Origin of the sequence: Brevibacillus humidisoli, from assembly GCF_020923435.1 — a bacterium.
In the GTDB taxonomy this organism is placed as follows: Bacteria; Bacillota; Bacilli; order Brevibacillales; family Brevibacillaceae; genus Brevibacillus_E; species Brevibacillus_E humidisoli.
Window position 1 is genome coordinate 1,232,953 of record NZ_CP087263.1, and the last position, 15,256, is coordinate 1,248,208.

Below are 15,256 nucleotides of genomic sequence, written 5' to 3' on the forward strand. Positions count from 1 at the left end.
GGGGGTGAAGCAAGATGGCAGACACACTTGAACGTGTAAAGAAGATCATCGTCGACCGTCTGGATGTAGACGAGTCCAAGGTAACGCTGGAGGCATCTTTTAAAGAAGATCTGGGTGCTGACTCCCTGGATGTGGTTGAACTCGTCATGGAACTGGAGGACGAGTTTGACTTGGAGATCTCCGACGAAGACGCTGAAAAAATCTCGACTGTGGGTGAAGTCGTAGCGTACATAGACTCCCACAAGTAAAGAGTAGACAGGAGTCCCGCTGTCATGTGGGACTCCTCCCTTCACTTTGCGGCCCCATTTGGCTGAAACAGGGATTTCTGAGATGATGAAACCGGATCGGCATTCGATCCGTTGATCCATAGAGCAAACAGACAGTCATACAAGATACAGAGGTGAACGGAATGAAACGAAGAGTGGTGATTACCGGCGCCGGTGTGATTTCACCAGTGGGGAATGACGTAACCACGTTTTGGAACAGCCTGCTTGCGGGCAAGTCTGGAATCAGCAGAATCTCGTCGTTTGACGTTTCGGATTATCCGACGCAGATTGCAGGCGAAGTAAAAGATTTCGATCCCGAGATGTACATGGAGAAGAAGGAGATCCGACGGACCGACCGTTTCGTCCAGTTTGCGACTGCGGCAGCGAAGATGGCCGTACAAAATGCCGGTTTGCAGATCGGGGAACAGAATGCCCGTCGTGTCGGTGTGTATATTGGATCAGGCATTGGCGGATTGACCACTTGGGAAGAGCAGCACACGGTATTGATGGAAAAAGGACCGCGTCGGGTAAGCCCCTTCTTCATCCCGATGATGATCGCCAACATGGCCACCGGTCAGGTATCGATCGAGCTCGGGGCCAAAGGACCGACATCCAGCGCGATTACTGCTTGTGCTACCGGGACGAACGCCATTGGCGACGCATTCAAACTGATCCAGTACGGCAAGGCCGATGCGATGGTAACAGGCGGTGCTGAGGCGACGATTCGTCCGATGGCGCTGGCCGGTTTCTGCTCTGCAAAAGCGATGTCGACGCGAAATGATGAACCGGAAAAGGCGAGCAGACCGTTTGACCGCGATCGCGATGGATTCGTCATGGGAGAAGGAGCAGGCGTGATCGTGCTGGAAGAACTGGAACACGCCCAGAAGCGGGGAGCAGAGATTCTCGCAGAAGTGATCGGTTACGGTATGAGTGGGGATGCGTACCATATCACGGCTCCGGCGCCGGGAGGAGAAGGGGCCGCTCGCTGCATGCAGGATGCCCTGGACGATGCAGGAATCGAGCCTAGCGAGGTCGGGTATATTAATGCTCACGGCACCTCGACCGAACCGGGCGACATCGCGGAAACGATGGCGATCAAGGCCGTGTTTGGCGAACACGCGTACCGGTTGGCTGTCAGCTCCACCAAATCGATGACGGGACACTTGTTGGGAGCGACAGGAGCGATCGAAGCGATTGCGACGACCTTTGCTCTGCGAGATCAGATCCTGCCGCCTACCATCAATCTGGAGCACCCTGATCCCCAGTGTGACCTCGACTATGTACCGAACGAGGCACGACGGGCGAATGTGCAGGTGGCGATGTCCAACACCTTTGGATTTGGCGGACACAATGCCACCATTGTCCTGAAGAAGTACACGCCGTAGGGGATCTCACCGCAATCGATGGAGATGAACCGGACAGGTGTGGAAGGTGGTGAGGCGGATGAACTTTGCGCAGCTCCAGGAAAAGATTGGGGTTCGCTTTCGTGATGAACGCGTTTTGAGGCAGGCGTTCACCCATTCTTCCTATGTAAATGAACAGAAAGGGAGGCGGATCTGTGACAACGAACGCCTTGAATTCCTGGGCGATGCCGTGTTGGAGCTGACCGTTTCCCAGTTTTTATACAAGTCGTTTCCCAACATGAGCGAAGGCGAGATGACAAAACTGCGGGCAGCCATCGTGTGTGAACCGTCTCTTGTCAAGTTCGCGGAGCTTCTCCAGTTTGGTGAGTTGGTTTTGCTAGGAAAAGGAGAAGAGTTGACCGGCGGAAGACAGCGTCCGGCTCTGTTGGCGGATGTGTTTGAAGCGTTTATCGGCGCACTTTACCTGGATCAGGGGCTGGAAGTCGTCTTTCGCTTTATGGAAAAGTACGTCTACCCGCGAATCGACAAGGGAGAGTTTACACAGGTAACGGACTTTAAAAGTCAACTACAGGAATATGTCCAGCAGGAAAACATGGGCGACCTCCAGTACCGGATCATACAAGAGAAAGGACCCGCCCACAATCGGGAGTTCGTATCAGAGGTACTGTTGAACGACAAACCGCTGGGCACCGGGACAGGACGGTCCAAGAAAGAAGCAGAACAGCGGGCTGCTGCCCGCGCATTGATGGTGTTGGGAAGCAACTGACAGCGACATCCCGATTCTTCATTCCGCCGGTTGAAGAATGGGGATGTTTTTTTCTGTGGACGGGGGTTGCTTACTTTCCTGCTTCGACAAATGGGGCGGCTGTGATAAAATAAAACAGTTATCGGACAAGAGGCACCAAACCGTTTTTGCAGGGCTCTATAGGGGGATGGAAGATGTATCTAAAGCGGTTGGAGTTGATCGGATTCAAATCGTTTGCCGACCGGACAGAACTGGAGTTTGTTCCAGGCGTCACGGCTGTGGTCGGACCGAACGGCAGCGGCAAGAGCAATGTCTCAGATGCGATTCGTTGGGTATTGGGCGAGCAAAGCGCCAAATCACTGCGCGGCGCCAAGATGGAGGACATCATTTTTGCCGGCAGCGATACGCGCAAACCGGTCAATTTTGCGGAAGTCTCACTCACCTTGGACAATACGGATCAATCCCTCGGTATTGAATACTCGGAGGTAACCGTGACAAGGCGGGTCTATCGTTCGGGAGAGAGCGAATACTCGATCAACAACCGTTCTTGCCGGTTAAAAGACATCATGGAGCTGTTTATGGACACAGGTGTGGGCAAAGAGGCCTATTCGATTATCGGGCAGGGACGGATTGAGGAAATCCTCAGCACCAAGTCGGAAGACAGACGCGGAATCTTTGAAGAGGCCGCCGGCATCGTCAAATACAAGACGAGGAAGCGGGAAGCAGAGAAAAAGCTGGACGAGACCGAACAAAACCTGGTCCGTATCCATGATATCGTCAGTGAGATTGACGAGCAGGTGGGGCCGCTGGAAGAACAGGCGGAAAAAGCAAAAGCGTACAAGTCCCTGCAGCAGCAGCTGACGGAGCATGAAGTCGCTCTCTACGTTCAGCAGATTGATGTCGCCCATGCCAAATGGCAGGAGTCGACAGAACGGGTAAATCAACTTCGTGAACAATTGGCTGGTTTGTCTGCCCAAGCAGCATCACACGAAGCCAACCTGGAACAAGCCCGCTTTCATGTCGGTCAGATCGATCAGTCGATCGAAGAACTGCAGCAGGTATTGCTGGCGGTTAGTGAAGAAGTAGAGAAGGCAGAAGGGCAGCGCGAAGTGTTAAAGGAGCGGCAGCGCAATCTGGCGGGGAATCGTCAGCAGACGCTGGAGAGAATGCATAGATTGACCGAAAAGCAGCGATTGACGGAAGAACAGCTGGCAGAGGAGCGACAGCGGCAGGCTGAAGCAGAAGCCCGCTTCCGTGAATCAGAGCAGTCGCTGGCTGAGGCGGAGCTATCTTACGCAGAGATGGTGCAAGCGCTCAATGACGATGTGGAAACGTTGAAGAGCGACTACTTTGAGACACTGAACGAGATGGCTAATCTGCGAAACGACATTCGTCACGGGGAACAACTGCTGCAAACCCATCAAGCAAGGGTGGAACGACTGCTGCAGGAAAAGGAGCGGCTTGCAGCAGAAGAGCAGGAGCGCCTCACCAAACTGGAATCGTATCAGCAGGAATTGACCGAGTTGGAGCGATCGATCGAGGAGACACTGACGCTATACCGGAATCTGATGGAAGGCATCCGCGAACGGCAATCACAAGCAGAGAAATCCCGCAAAGAACTGCATCAGTATGAACAAAGAAAAGAAGCAGCCAAATCGCGGCTCGATCTGCTCAAAGAGATGCAAAGCGAGTTTGCCGGATTCCAGCACGGCGTCAAGGAAATCCTCAAAGCGCGGGAAAAAGGGTTTCAGGGAATCCACGGCGCTGTCGCGGAGCTGGTCAAAGTGCCGGAGAAAGTAGAAACGGCAATTGAAGTGGCCCTCGGTGGGGCATTGCAAAACGTCGTGGTCGAAGATGAGGCGTCTGGGCGAAAAGCCATTGCCTATCTGAAACAGCATAACCTGGGGAGAGCGACGTTCTTGCCGCTCGATGTGATTCGGCCTCGTTCCATCCAGGATAGTGACCGGAGGACAGTTGAGCGTCAGACAGGCGTGGTCGGCATCGCCAGTCAGTTGGTCAGCTCAGAACAGCGGTACCGTTCGATCGTTGAATCACTATTGGGAAATGTGATCGTCACCGAGACGCTTGAGCAGGCAAATCAGGTGGCGCGAGCCTGTGGCTATCGCTATCGTGTGGTCACATTGGAGGGCGATATCGTCAATGCCGGCGGTTCGATGACAGGTGGTACGCTAAAGAAAAACACGGCCAACCTGCTGGGTAGAGGCAGACAGGCAGAAGAACTGGAAGCAACCCTCCAAGAACTGGACAAGGCGATTGAGGGACAACAAGCGGCCCTCGTAGCATTGGCTGCCGAGATCAAACAGATGGAACAGCAGCAGGAGCAGCTGCGCAGTCAAGGGGAAACCCTGCGAGTCAGGGAACAGGAGCAGAAAGGTCTTGTCCAGCAGACAGAAGCAGCAGGCAAAACGATTGCGGAACGGCTGTTTGTTCTCGATCAGGACTTGGAAGGCTACCAGCGGGAGATGGAAGAAACCAACCGCAAGTTGACTGAGCAGAAGCAGCGCTTGGACGAGCTTGCCGTAGAAGAACAGCGGTTGACCGAACAAATCGCCGCAGCTGAAACGAAGCGGCAGGAACATCTCTCCAACAAGGAAGAGATGAACGAACGAATCACCGGTCTCAAAGTGACCGTTGCTCAGGTAAAGCAAGAACATCAGTCCCGTACCGAGCAGGTAGAGCGGCTTGAACAGCAGCTCGACGCCCTGAAGCGAGAGTGGGCAGAAGCGAGCGAGAGCATGACGCTGCTGGATGAGCAGGAAGCGGACAGCCAAGGGGCATTTCGTGAACTGGACAGCAAGATTGGCGTGCTGCGTCAGGATAAAGATCGTGTAGCAGTTTTGATTCAGGAACGACGTGGCGAGCGGGCCGCTCAGTTCGCCAAACAGGAGCAGTTGGAACTGGAGGCAAAAGAGGGGCAAAAACAGGTAAAAGCAGTAGAAGATCGGCTGCATCAGGAAGAAGTAAAGACCAACCGCTACGATGTCGAACTGGATCACCTGCTGACCAAGTTGTCGGAGGAATACGAGCTAAGTTACGAATTGGCCAGCCAGCGCTACCAGTCTCAGGTCAGCATCCAGGAACAACAGCAGATCGTCGCCCGACTGAAAAAAGAGATCGCCGGTCTGGGGACGGTCAACCTAGGGGCGATTGAAGAGTACGAACGGCTGTCAGAACGGCTTGTTTTTCTGCGCACACAGGAGGCTGACCTGAATGAAGCAAAAGCTATGTTGTACCAGGTGATCGCTGAAATGGACGAAGAGATGTCCCGTCGTTTCCGTGAGACATTTGAGGAGATACGGGAAAAGTTTCAGGAGGTATTCGTCGAGCTGTTTGGCGGAGGTCGAGCTGATCTGGTGCTGTCCCAGCCGGATAACCTCCTAGAGACAGGAGTTGACATCGTCGCGCAGCCTCCTGGCAAGAAGCTGCAGAACCTGGCTCTCTTGTCTGGTGGAGAACGGGCCTTTACGGCAATGGCGCTGCTGTTTTCGATTCTGAAGGTGAAGCCGGTCCCATTCTGTGTGCTGGACGAAGTAGAGGCGGCGCTCGATGAAGCCAATGTCAGCCGTTTTGCCGAGTATATGCACCGTTTCAGCAAGCAGACGCAGTTTATCTGTGTCACCCACCGGAAAGGAACGATGGAGAACGCTGACGTGCTGTACGGCATTACGATGCAGGAAGGCGGTGTTTCCAAACTGGTCTCGGTACGGTTGGAAGATACCAAGAAGCTGATTGAGACCGCGTCCTAGAGCGCGATACTGGAAGGGAGGATGAGGGACATGAGCTTTTTTAAGAAACTGCGTGAAGCAATCGTGCAAAAATCGGAGGCGGTCACGCAAAAGTTTACAGAAGGCTTGACCAAAACGAGGGATGTGCTTGTCGGCCGAGTGGAAGACCTGGTCCGCCGGTACAAGAAAATAGACGAAGATTTTTTTGAAGAACTGGAAGAGATCCTGATCGGTGCAGATGTCGGAGTGGGCACAGTGATGGAATTGATTGACGGATTGCGCGAGGAAGTACGAAAGCGAAAGATTGAAAGTGCGATTGAGCTGCAGCCGATTCTCTCCGAGCGTCTGGTGGCGCTGCTGAAGAATGAGAATGAGCAGGAGACCGCATTGGAGGTTCAAGAAGGTCGCCTCAATGTGATTCTGTTCGTCGGTGTGAATGGGGTAGGGAAAACGACAACGATCGGCAAGATGGCCCACATGTTTAAACAACAGGGGAAGAAAGTACTGCTTGCGGCGGGCGATACGTTCCGTGCGGCGGCCATTGAACAGTTGGAAGTATGGGGAGAGCGTGTCGGGGTCGAGGTGATCAGGCACAGCCAAGGGGCCGATCCGGCGGCCGTTATTTTCGACGCGGTACAGGCAGCCAAATCACGGGGAGCAGACGTACTGCTGTGTGATACGGCAGGACGTCTGCAAAACAAAGTAAACCTGATGGAAGAGCTGAACAAAATCTACCGCGTGGTGCAGCGGGAAGTGCCTGATGGGCCGCACGAAGTGCTGCTGGTGCTGGATGCGACCACCGGGCAGAATGCCCTCTCGCAGGCTAAGACGTTTGGCAAGTCAGCCGGTGTGACTGGTATTGTTCTGACCAAACTGGACGGAACAGCCAAGGGCGGTATTGTGATCGCCATTCGCAACGAATTGAACCTGCCGGTAAAATACGTTGGACTCGGAGAGGGGATGGACGATCTGCAGCCATTTGATCCGGAGCAGTTCGTTCATGCCTTGTTCGCCGGATTGATCGAGCAGGAGACAGAAGCAGAACAGACAGACCAGTAACCTGGGAAGGGGAATATCCGTGTTCCAACCATGGCTGACCATCTGGACCAGACCGCGGGAAACCGTGCGCGATGTTCTGCTTTACCGCCTATCGTGGCTTATCGCCCCCGTAATGATCCTGTCAGGCATCGGAGAAGTATTGAACAGAGCAGCAACGAAGAGCATGGGCGACACCCATAGCACACTGCAAATCTTTGGTTTTGCCATTTTGGTGGGGCCGCTGTCCGGCCTTTTGACCCTCTTCTTAGGCAGTTGGCTGCTGCATCTGACAGGTAAATGGATGAAGGGGGCAGCGACACTGGCTGAGGTTCGTACTGCCGTTGCGTGCGGCAACATCCCGCTGGCTTGGCTGCTGCTGTTGTGGATCCCGGAATACCTATTGTTTGGAAAGGAATTGTTTACGTCAAGAACACCAGTGATTGACAGCAATCCGTTCCTGTTGTGGACATTGCTCGCCTTCTTATTTATGGAGTTGGTTGGCACGGTCTGGGCTTTTATCTGTTTTATCCATTGCCTGGGAGAGGTACAGCGGTTTTCCGCCTGGAAAGCACTAGGGAACACGGTGGTTGCAGTGTTGATTGGCCTGATTCCACTTTTGCTGCTCGCCTCCATGATTGGCTTGTCCTGGATGATTCTCTAGGGTGAAATCCATGTCAATAAAAATCCTTGACAGCATGAGCGGAATTAGGTAGTATAAGTAATGGTTTTGTAAAGGCAATTCCTTTACAGCCTCGCAACCGAGGATCTCTGGCAAAGGATTGGTTTTCATGTTGGAAAAGACCAATCAAGTGAATCTCTTGTTCGACTTTTACGCCGCCCTGTTAAAAGGGAAGCAGCGTGAATACCTGGAACTCTACTATCTGGACGATCTCTCATTGAGTGAGATCGCGGAGATGTACGAAGTGAGCCGTCAAGCCGTTTACGATCACATCAAGCGGGCCGAGAAACAGTTGTTCGAGTACGAACAAAAGCTGCAGCTTGCGTCGCGGCACGAACTGCGCAAGACGATGTGCTCCCGAATGACCCAGTTGGTAGAATCACTCCCGGCAGGCGATGCAAGAGATGAGCTGCTTTCTTTGCTCCACCAACTCTCAGAGATGGATTAGGAGGGAGCGCACATGGCATTTGAAAGCTTGGCAAGTCGGTTGCAAAGTGCATTTGACAAACTGCGCGGCAGAGGCAAGATTGACGAGGCAGCGGTTAACGAAGCGATGCGCGAAGTCCGCCTCGCCTTGCTGGAAGCCGATGTTAACTTCAAGGTAGTAAAAGAGTTCGTCGCTCGCGTGAAAGAACGGGCCGTCGGTCAGGAAGTGCTGAAGAGCCTGACTCCCGGGCAGATGGTGATCAAGGTCGTCAACGACGAACTGACCCAACTGATGGGCGGTGACGTAGCCAAGATTGCGACGGCGCCCAAACCGCCAACCGTGGTGATGATGGTTGGACTGCAAGGTGCCGGGAAAACCACGACTACCGGTAAGCTGGCCAAGTATCTGCAGAAGCAGAACCGCAAGCCGTTCTTGGTAGCGGGAGACATCTATCGTCCGGCTGCGATCAAGCAGCTGCAGGTGCTGGGTGAGCAAGTTGGCGCACCGGTCTTTTCACTGGGGGATCAGGTAAGTCCTGTGGAGATCGCCCGCCAGGCGATTGAGCAGGCCAAGGAACAGCATCTCGATTACGTGTTGATCGATACGGCTGGCCGCCTGCACATTGACGAAGCGTTGATGGATGAGCTGCAGCAGATCCGTGAAGCCGTCAACCCGGATGAAATCCTGCTCGTCGTCGATGCCATGACCGGTCAAGATGCGGTAAACGTGGCGGAGAGCTTCAACAGTCAGTTGGAGTTGAGCGGCGTGATTCTGACCAAGCTGGACGGCGATACTCGCGGTGGGGCCGCCCTGTCGGTCAAAGCGGTGACCGGCAAGCCGATCAAGTTCGCCGGGATGGGTGAAAAGCTGGACAGCCTGGAGCCGTTTTATCCGGAACGGATGGCATCGCGAATATTGGGTATGGGTGATGTACTCAGCCTGATTGAGAAGGCGCAGGACGCGGTGGACACGGACAAGGCTAAACAGATGGAACAGCAGATGCGTCAAGGAGAGTTTACCTTTGACATGTTCCTTGAGTCGATGGAGCAGATGCGCAAGATGGGGCCGCTGGAGGATTTGCTCGGCATGTTGCCGGGGATGAACCGCAAGGCGATGAAAGACCTCAAAGTAGACGAGAAGCAGCTCGCCCGCACGGAAGCGATTGTCAAGTCGATGACGCTCGCCGAACGCTCCGATCCGGATCTGCTAAACGCCAGCCGCCGCAAGCGAATCGCTGCCGGCAGTGGTACCAGCGTGCAGGAAGTGAACCGGTTCATCAAACAGTTTGAAGACATGAAAAAGATGATGAAGCAGTTCAGCGGCGCGGCTGACAAGATGAAAAAGAAAGGCAAGAAAAAGGGCTTGAAACTGCCGTTTGGAAGCGGTGGAGCAACCCAGTTTCCGACCGGAGGCAAGGGGAAGGATGGACTCAACTTCCCATTCAACTTCAAGCCACCGTTCAAGTAAGGATGAAATGCGTGAACTCTCTTCACGGCTCAGCCGATCAGCCGAGACCGTGATGGTTCAGATATAGCAATGACTGGCGACGCGATTGGGCGTTGATCATAACAGGAGGTGAAACACGATGGCAGTTAAAATTCGTCTGAAGCGCATGGGTTCCAAAAAGAATCCATTCTACCGCGTAGTGGTGGCTGACTCTCGCTCCCCTCGTGACGGCCGCTTTATCGAGGAAATCGGTTACTACAATCCAGTAGCTCAGCCGGCTGTTGTCAACATCGATGAGGATAAGGCTGTGAAGTGGATTTTGAATGGTGCTGCACCGACAGACACAGTGCGCAACCTGCTGTCCAAAGCAGGCGTTTTGGCAAAAGTACACGAAGCAAAATACGGCAAGTAATCGCTTCTCGCGGGGGGTCATGCGATGAAAGAGTTGATCGAGACGATCGCAAAAGCTCTGGTTGATCATCCGGAAGAAGTGCGTGTACACGCAGTGGAAAAGGAGCGGCTGCTGATGTTTGAAGTGTCCGTCCACCCTGACGACATGGGCAAGATCATCGGCAAGCAAGGCCGCATTGCCAAAGCCCTGCGTACCGTAGTTGCCGCTGCTGCTGTGCAGACGGACAAGCGGGTTACGGTAGAAATCGTATAAAAAAGGCTGGGAGCGTGATCCCGGCTTTTTTTGCGTAGGAGGAATGGCAATGATTACGATCCACCGCCCAGTACAGGTAAAGGTGATTATCACAGAAGCATCCCGCAAACTCCTCTTGTCCGAGTACAGACAGAAAGAAAAACAACTGCTCCACGAGTGGGATCAATGGCGATTTCAGAGCAGAAAACTGCTGTCAGAAGCACAGAAGAAGTCTGGTGAAGCGTACAAACTGGCACTGGATCGGGTGGACCGAGAAGAGCGGACTCGCAAGGAAAAGGTAGAGATGCTGCAGTTTCAGATCAAGCAGGTTGAGAACCTTCCGGAAGGATGCGAGATCCACTATACCACCGTCGAAAGCAGTGTACAGGTTGACGTTGGCGATGTATGGGATGAAATTATGGGTGCGACGGAAATCATTTTAAAAGACGGGGTTATTGCAGAGATTCGCCAAGGAGGGCAGAGTGAGTGAAATGCGTTACTTTGGTGTAGGAAAGCTGGTCAATACACAGGGGCTGCGCGGCGAAGTAAGAGTGATCTCAACAACCGACTTTCCGCAGGAACGCTTTAAAACGGGAAGTCAACTTTATCTGTTTCATCCGACGCTGCGAGAACCGCTTCTGTTGACAGTGGCATCATGGCGTCAGCATAAAGGATTTGAACTGCTCAAGTTTGCCGGATATGACTCGATCAACGATGTGGAAAAATTTAAGGGTGGAGAACTGAAGATATCAGAAGACGACCTGATGGAACTGGAGGAAGACGAGTATTACATCCACCAGTTGGTTGGCTGTGAAGTAGTGACAGACGAGGGAGAGGTGCTCGGCAAGATAGTCGACGTGCTGCAGCCCGGAGCAAACGACGTCTGGGTCGTTCGCGGGGAGCGGGGCGAGATCTATCTCCCATATATCGATGAGTGCATCAAGCAGGTGGACGTGGAAAACAAACGCGTCGTCTGTCACCTGATGGAAGGCTTGGTGTAGCGTGCAAAAGGAGGCCGTTCATGCGGATCGACATCCTTACCTTGTTTCCGGAAATGTTTGAGGGCGTACTGGGGGCAAGCATTCTGGGCAAGGCAGCAGAAAAAGGAATCGTACAGTATCGTGTCGTCAACTTTCGAGATTATTCCGAGAGCAAGCACGGTACCGTCGACGATATGCCGTACGGCGGCGGAGGGGGCATGGTGCTAAAACCGGAACCGCTGTTCAACGCCGTCGAAGCGGTCAGCGAGCAGGCGAAGCCGCGGGTAATCCTGATGTGTCCACAGGGCAAACCGTACAGACAGCAGTTGGCTGAAGAACTGTCACAGGAACAACATCTCGTGCTGGTCTGTGGTCATTACGAGGGATACGATGAGCGAATCCGCGAGCATCTCGTCACAGACGAAGTATCAATCGGCGATTACGTGCTGACTGGTGGTGAATTAGCGGCAATGGTGGTTGTAGACAGTGTCGTCCGTTTGCTTCCAGGCGCGTTGGGCAATGAGCGTTCTGCCGTGGCCGATTCGTTCTCCACCGGGTTGCTGGAACATCCCCACTATACCCGTCCGCCTGAATTCCGCGGCTGGAAAGTACCAGACATCCTCCTGTCGGGCCATCACGCCAACATCGAGCACTGGCGGCTGAAAGAGTCGCTTAGACGGACGATGGAGCGGCGGCCGGAACTGCTGGATCAGATTGAACTCACACCTGAGATGAAAGCACTGCTAGCCGAACTGGAAGAGGAACGAAAAAACAGTGGCCGAGCGAAGGATTAGACTTGTCGGCACATCCTGGGTGTGTTAAAATATTTCTTGTGGCAATTTTGCCCGCTGACTAAGGCGGTCCGCTACTCGTACGTCGGCAGTTGGCCGACTTGCTGAAGGCGAGTATGAACGTCTGATCGGAAGGAGGGAGTCAAATGAAACAAGTGATCCGTGAACTGGAAAAAGAGCAATTGAAACAGGATCTTCCTGCGTTCCGGCCAGGTGACACCGTACGTGTGCACGTAAAGGTTGTCGAGGGTCAGCGCGAGCGTATTCAGATTTTTGAAGGCGTTGTGATTCGTCGTCGCGGTACCGGCATCAGCGAGACTTTTACGGTGCGCAAGATCTCGTATGGCGTAGGCGTTGAGCGTACGTTCCCGCTGCACACACCGAAGATCGACAAAATCGAGGTTGTGCGTCATGGCCGTGTTCGCCGGGCAAAACTGTATTATCTGCGCGATCGTGTTGGGAAAGCAGCACGTATCAAGGAGATTCGCCGTTAATCGGAGCGGATATTCCCCCTATCACTTTCTCACAGCCCCTCACCTTCCCTGTTTGCCGGGGATGGCACATGCGGGATTTGAAACTTGGGGGGATCAACATAAGCATCAAGACGAAAAGCGCTCGTCGTTTTTCTCGAACAGGGGGGTCTGGGGTTCCAGTCCCCCTTTGTTTTTCTGACCCCGAAAAGCGCTGCGGACTGTCAGCGATATGAAGCAGGAGGACACACTATGACCGAAGAGAAAACCTCCAGCCAAGGCAAGGGCAAAAAAGAAGCGTGGGAATGGATCAAGGCCCTGGCTGTTGCGGTCGCGCTCGCCTTCCTGATCCGAACCTTCTTGTTTGCGCCGTTCATCGTGGAAGGCGAATCGATGGAGACGACTCTGCACAACAATGAAAAACTAGTGGTAAACAAGGCGATCTACTATCTGCAAGAGCCCCAGCGGGGCGATATTGTCGTGTTCCACGCTGAGGCGGAGCGCGATTACATCAAGCGTGTGATCGGCGTAGCCGGCGACACAGTGGAGATGCGTGACGATACCTTGTACGTTAATGGAAAGGCCGTCCCGGAGCCATACCTGGCGGAAAACAGGGAAAAAGTAAGGGGAGACGACGAGCCGCTTACGGAGGACTTCGGCCCTGTCACCGTTCCGGAGGGACAGATTTTCGTCTTGGGCGACAACCGGCAAAACAGCCGCGACAGCCGAGCGATTGGCTCTGTCGGAACCGGGACAGTCGTTGGACGGGCCGAGTTTGTTTTTTGGCCGCTCGATCAAATCCGCTGGACGAGGTAGGTGAACCGGTGTGACGATCCAATGGTTTCCTGGCCACATGGCCAAAGCTCGTCGCCAGGTAACAGAAAAGTTGAAGCAGATCGATGTGGTGATCGAGTTGTTGGATGCCCGACTTCCGCTTTCCAGCCGCAATCCGATGATCGACGAGATCGTTGCCGACAAGCCTCGTCTGATCCTGCTCAACAAAGCGGATCTGGCAGACCGAGAAGTGACGGAGCAGTGGGTAGAGTATTTCCGCTCGTCACACGGGCTGCGTACCCTGCCAATAGATGCGCTGAGCGGCAAAGGCGTCAACCGACTGCCGGGTATTTGTCAGGAACTGGCTGCGGAGATGCTGAGCAGACGGGCGGAGCGAGGAATGCAGGCGCGTGCGATTCGAATCATGATCCTCGGCATCCCCAATGTAGGCAAGTCTTCTCTGATCAATCGACTGGCCAAACGGGCAGTCGCCAAGACGGGAGACCGCCCGGCCGTCACCAAAGCACAGCAGTGGGTCAAGATGGGAGATCAGTTGGAACTGCTGGATACCCCAGGGATATTGTGGCCCAAGTTTGAGGATCAGATGGTCGGGCTGCGTCTTGCCGCAAGTGGCGCAATCAAAGATGAACTAATCGACTTTACAGAAGTAGCTTTGTTCGCCATCGCATACATGATGCACTACTATCCGGAGCGGCTGACCGAGCGGTTCAAGCTGGACGAACTGCCCGCGGAACGAGTAGCGATGCTGGAGCAGGTAGCCGCAAAGCGGGGCTGCCTGGTCGCCGGAGGGGAAGTGGACTACGACAAAGCAGCCGAAATCTTCTTGCGAGAACTGCGTTCCGCCAAACTAGGCGCCATCTCGTTGGAGCGGCCGATTGACTGGCAGATGGCGGAACCGATCGGCAGGCCGCTTTCGCTCTCGCAGGCCGATTTGGAAAGATAGGGTTTGGAAAAAGAATTGCACTACCCATAAACTCCGTCTACCATTAACGGTAGGCGGTATTTTTTCATTTTTACATACTGAGGAGAAACAGTTTAATGAACCTGGAAAATATGTCGATAGTGGAAATAAGAGAACACGTAAGTCAATTGGACGAGATCCCGTCAGAGCTGATCGACAGGCTGCTCGCTGACCCTCGAAAAGGGGTTGCTGCTATCGGACGGCAGTTGTCAGCCCAGGCTGCCCGCCGCGAGAGAGAACAAGCGCGGTGGCTCGAGATGACCACGTACGAGCGGCAACTTCGGGAACAGGGAAAAAGATTGCTGTTCGGCATTGATGAGGTAGGCAGAGGACCGCTTGCGGGTCCAGTTGTTGCTTGTGCAGTTGCTTTGCCAGAGGATTTTTACCTGCCTGGATTGGACGATTCCAAGAAAGTGCCGCCCGTATTGCGTCAGGCCTATTACGAGGTGATCCTGCGGGATGCGCTGGGAGTGGGGATTGGTGCTGTACCGGCAGAGCGTATTGATGAGATCAACATCCTGGAAGCGACACGTGAAGCGATGAGGCTGGCTGTAGCAAATGCTGGTGCAGAGCCTGACGTCTGTCTGATTGACGCTTTACATATTCCCGATCTCCCCTGTGAACAAGTACCCATCGTCGGTGGAGACGGGAAAAGCGTCTCGATTGCTGCTGCTTCGATTGTGGCAAAAGTGACACGGGATCAACTGATGGCTGAATATGCCAAGATTCACCCCGAATATGGGTTTGACAAACACGCCGGGTATGCTACAGAGGAGCATCTGCGGGCATTGGAGATACACGGGCCGTGTCCCATCCACCGGCGTACGTTCGGTGGAGTAAAAGAAAAGGTGGGCCAATCACAATCATCGACATGACTGGATGAGCGTGCTTGGGATTTAGCCGTA

The 15,256-nt window shown here is 53.9% G+C and carries 17 protein-coding genes; all 17 read left to right on the forward strand.

The window, feature by feature from the left end; genetic code table 11:
• Positions 1–14 precede the first annotated feature (14 nt).
• The 17 genes from acpP (at position 15) to LOK74_RS06220 (ending at position 15,226) form a co-directional block, all read left to right on the forward strand.
• Entirely contained in the window at positions 15–248 is a 234-nt protein-coding gene (gene acpP / locus LOK74_RS06140; protein WP_230045699.1) for an acyl carrier protein, read from the forward strand.
• A gap of 161 nt (positions 249–409) precedes the next feature.
• Positions 410–1,651: a beta-ketoacyl-ACP synthase II gene (fabF, locus tag LOK74_RS06145; protein ID WP_230045700.1), complete on the forward strand. Its 1,242-nt coding sequence runs from the start codon at positions 410–412 to the stop codon at positions 1,649–1,651.
• 58 nt (positions 1,652–1,709) lie between these two features.
• Positions 1,710–2,396: a ribonuclease III gene (rnc, locus tag LOK74_RS06150; protein ID WP_230045701.1), complete on the forward strand. Its 687-nt coding sequence runs from the start codon at positions 1,710–1,712 to the stop codon at positions 2,394–2,396.
• 173 nt (positions 2,397–2,569) lie between these two features.
• On the forward strand, positions 2,570–6,142 hold the full coding sequence (smc, locus tag LOK74_RS06155; RefSeq protein ID WP_230045702.1) for a chromosome segregation protein SMC: 3,573 nt from the start codon (positions 2,570–2,572) through the stop codon (positions 6,140–6,142).
• Between the two features lie 30 nt (positions 6,143–6,172).
• A complete protein-coding gene (ftsY, locus tag LOK74_RS06160) occupies positions 6,173–7,180 on the forward strand; it encodes a signal recognition particle-docking protein FtsY (RefSeq protein WP_230045703.1) in 1,008 nt (335 codons plus the stop codon).
• A gap of 19 nt (positions 7,181–7,199) precedes the next feature.
• Positions 7,200–7,820 (forward strand): YIP1 family protein, encoded by a 621-nt coding sequence (locus LOK74_RS06165; RefSeq protein WP_230045704.1) that lies wholly within the window; start codon positions 7,200–7,202, stop codon positions 7,818–7,820.
• A 127-nt stretch (positions 7,821–7,947) separates the two neighbouring features.
• A complete protein-coding gene (locus tag LOK74_RS06170; protein WP_230045705.1) occupies positions 7,948–8,286 on the forward strand; it encodes a putative DNA-binding protein in 339 nt (112 codons plus the stop codon).
• Positions 8,287–8,298: 12 nt separating this feature from the next.
• Positions 8,299–9,732, forward strand: coding sequence for a signal recognition particle protein (gene ffh, locus LOK74_RS06175; protein WP_230045706.1), 1,434 nt, complete (start codon positions 8,299–8,301; stop codon positions 9,730–9,732).
• 118 nt (positions 9,733–9,850) lie between these two features.
• Positions 9,851–10,123, forward strand: a complete 273-nt coding sequence (rpsP, locus tag LOK74_RS06180) for a 30S ribosomal protein S16 (RefSeq protein WP_230045708.1) — start codon at positions 9,851–9,853, stop codon at positions 10,121–10,123.
• A gap of 24 nt (positions 10,124–10,147) precedes the next feature.
• A complete protein-coding gene (locus LOK74_RS06185) occupies positions 10,148–10,375 on the forward strand; it encodes a KH domain-containing protein (protein ID WP_230045726.1) in 228 nt (75 codons plus the stop codon).
• 49 nt (positions 10,376–10,424) lie between these two features.
• Positions 10,425–10,844: a YlqD family protein gene (locus LOK74_RS06190; RefSeq protein WP_230045728.1), complete on the forward strand. Its 420-nt coding sequence runs from the start codon at positions 10,425–10,427 to the stop codon at positions 10,842–10,844.
• Position 10,845: 1 nt separating this feature from the next.
• Complete coding sequence (gene rimM, locus LOK74_RS06195) at positions 10,846–11,355, forward strand: ribosome maturation factor RimM (RefSeq protein WP_230046923.1); 510 nt, start codon at positions 10,846–10,848, stop codon at positions 11,353–11,355.
• Positions 11,356–11,375: 20 nt separating this feature from the next.
• A complete protein-coding gene (trmD, locus tag LOK74_RS06200) occupies positions 11,376–12,128 on the forward strand; it encodes a tRNA (guanosine(37)-N1)-methyltransferase TrmD (protein ID WP_230045730.1) in 753 nt (250 codons plus the stop codon).
• Positions 12,129–12,271: 143 nt separating this feature from the next.
• Complete coding sequence (gene rplS / locus LOK74_RS06205) at positions 12,272–12,619, forward strand: 50S ribosomal protein L19 (RefSeq protein ID WP_230045734.1); 348 nt, start codon at positions 12,272–12,274, stop codon at positions 12,617–12,619.
• A gap of 228 nt (positions 12,620–12,847) precedes the next feature.
• Positions 12,848–13,411, forward strand: coding sequence for a signal peptidase I (gene lepB / locus LOK74_RS06210; RefSeq protein WP_230045736.1), 564 nt, complete (start codon positions 12,848–12,850; stop codon positions 13,409–13,411).
• A 10-nt stretch (positions 13,412–13,421) separates the two neighbouring features.
• The gene (gene ylqF, locus LOK74_RS06215) at positions 13,422–14,333 is read left to right on the forward strand and encodes a ribosome biogenesis GTPase YlqF (protein ID WP_230045742.1); all 912 of its coding nucleotides are present in this window, start codon (positions 13,422–13,424) and stop codon (positions 14,331–14,333) included.
• Between the two features lie 95 nt (positions 14,334–14,428).
• Entirely contained in the window at positions 14,429–15,226 is a 798-nt protein-coding gene (locus tag LOK74_RS06220) for a ribonuclease HII (protein WP_230045744.1), read from the forward strand.
• The last annotated feature ends 30 nt before the right edge of the window (positions 15,227–15,256 follow it).

Bases quoted from the DNA above. Each gene is read 5' to 3' on its own strand.
- acpP (WP_230045699.1), top strand. From the start codon at position 15: ATGGCAGACACACTTGAACGTGTAAAGAAGATCATCGTCGACCGTCTG.
- fabF (WP_230045700.1), top strand. From the start codon at position 410: ATGAAACGAAGAGTGGTGATTACCGGCGCCGGTGTGATTTCACCAGTG.
- rnc (WP_230045701.1), top strand. From the start codon at position 1,710: ATGAACTTTGCGCAGCTCCAGGAAAAGATTGGGGTTCGCTTTCGTGAT.
- smc (WP_230045702.1), top strand. From the start codon at position 2,570: ATGTATCTAAAGCGGTTGGAGTTGATCGGATTCAAATCGTTTGCCGAC.
- ftsY (WP_230045703.1), top strand. From the start codon at position 6,173: ATGAGCTTTTTTAAGAAACTGCGTGAAGCAATCGTGCAAAAATCGGAG.
- LOK74_RS06170 (WP_230045705.1), top strand. From the start codon at position 7,948: ATGTTGGAAAAGACCAATCAAGTGAATCTCTTGTTCGACTTTTACGCC.
- ffh (WP_230045706.1), top strand. From the start codon at position 8,299: ATGGCATTTGAAAGCTTGGCAAGTCGGTTGCAAAGTGCATTTGACAAA.
- rpsP (WP_230045708.1), top strand. From the start codon at position 9,851: ATGGCAGTTAAAATTCGTCTGAAGCGCATGGGTTCCAAAAAGAATCCA.
- LOK74_RS06185 (WP_230045726.1), top strand. From the start codon at position 10,148: ATGAAAGAGTTGATCGAGACGATCGCAAAAGCTCTGGTTGATCATCCG.
- LOK74_RS06190 (WP_230045728.1), top strand. From the start codon at position 10,425: ATGATTACGATCCACCGCCCAGTACAGGTAAAGGTGATTATCACAGAA.
- rimM (WP_230046923.1), top strand. From the start codon at position 10,846: ATGCGTTACTTTGGTGTAGGAAAGCTGGTCAATACACAGGGGCTGCGC.
- trmD (WP_230045730.1), top strand. From the start codon at position 11,376: ATGCGGATCGACATCCTTACCTTGTTTCCGGAAATGTTTGAGGGCGTA.
- rplS (WP_230045734.1), top strand. From the start codon at position 12,272: ATGAAACAAGTGATCCGTGAACTGGAAAAAGAGCAATTGAAACAGGAT.
- lepB (WP_230045736.1), top strand. From the start codon at position 12,848: ATGACCGAAGAGAAAACCTCCAGCCAAGGCAAGGGCAAAAAAGAAGCG.
- LOK74_RS06220 (WP_230045744.1), top strand. From the start codon at position 14,429: ATGAACCTGGAAAATATGTCGATAGTGGAAATAAGAGAACACGTAAGT.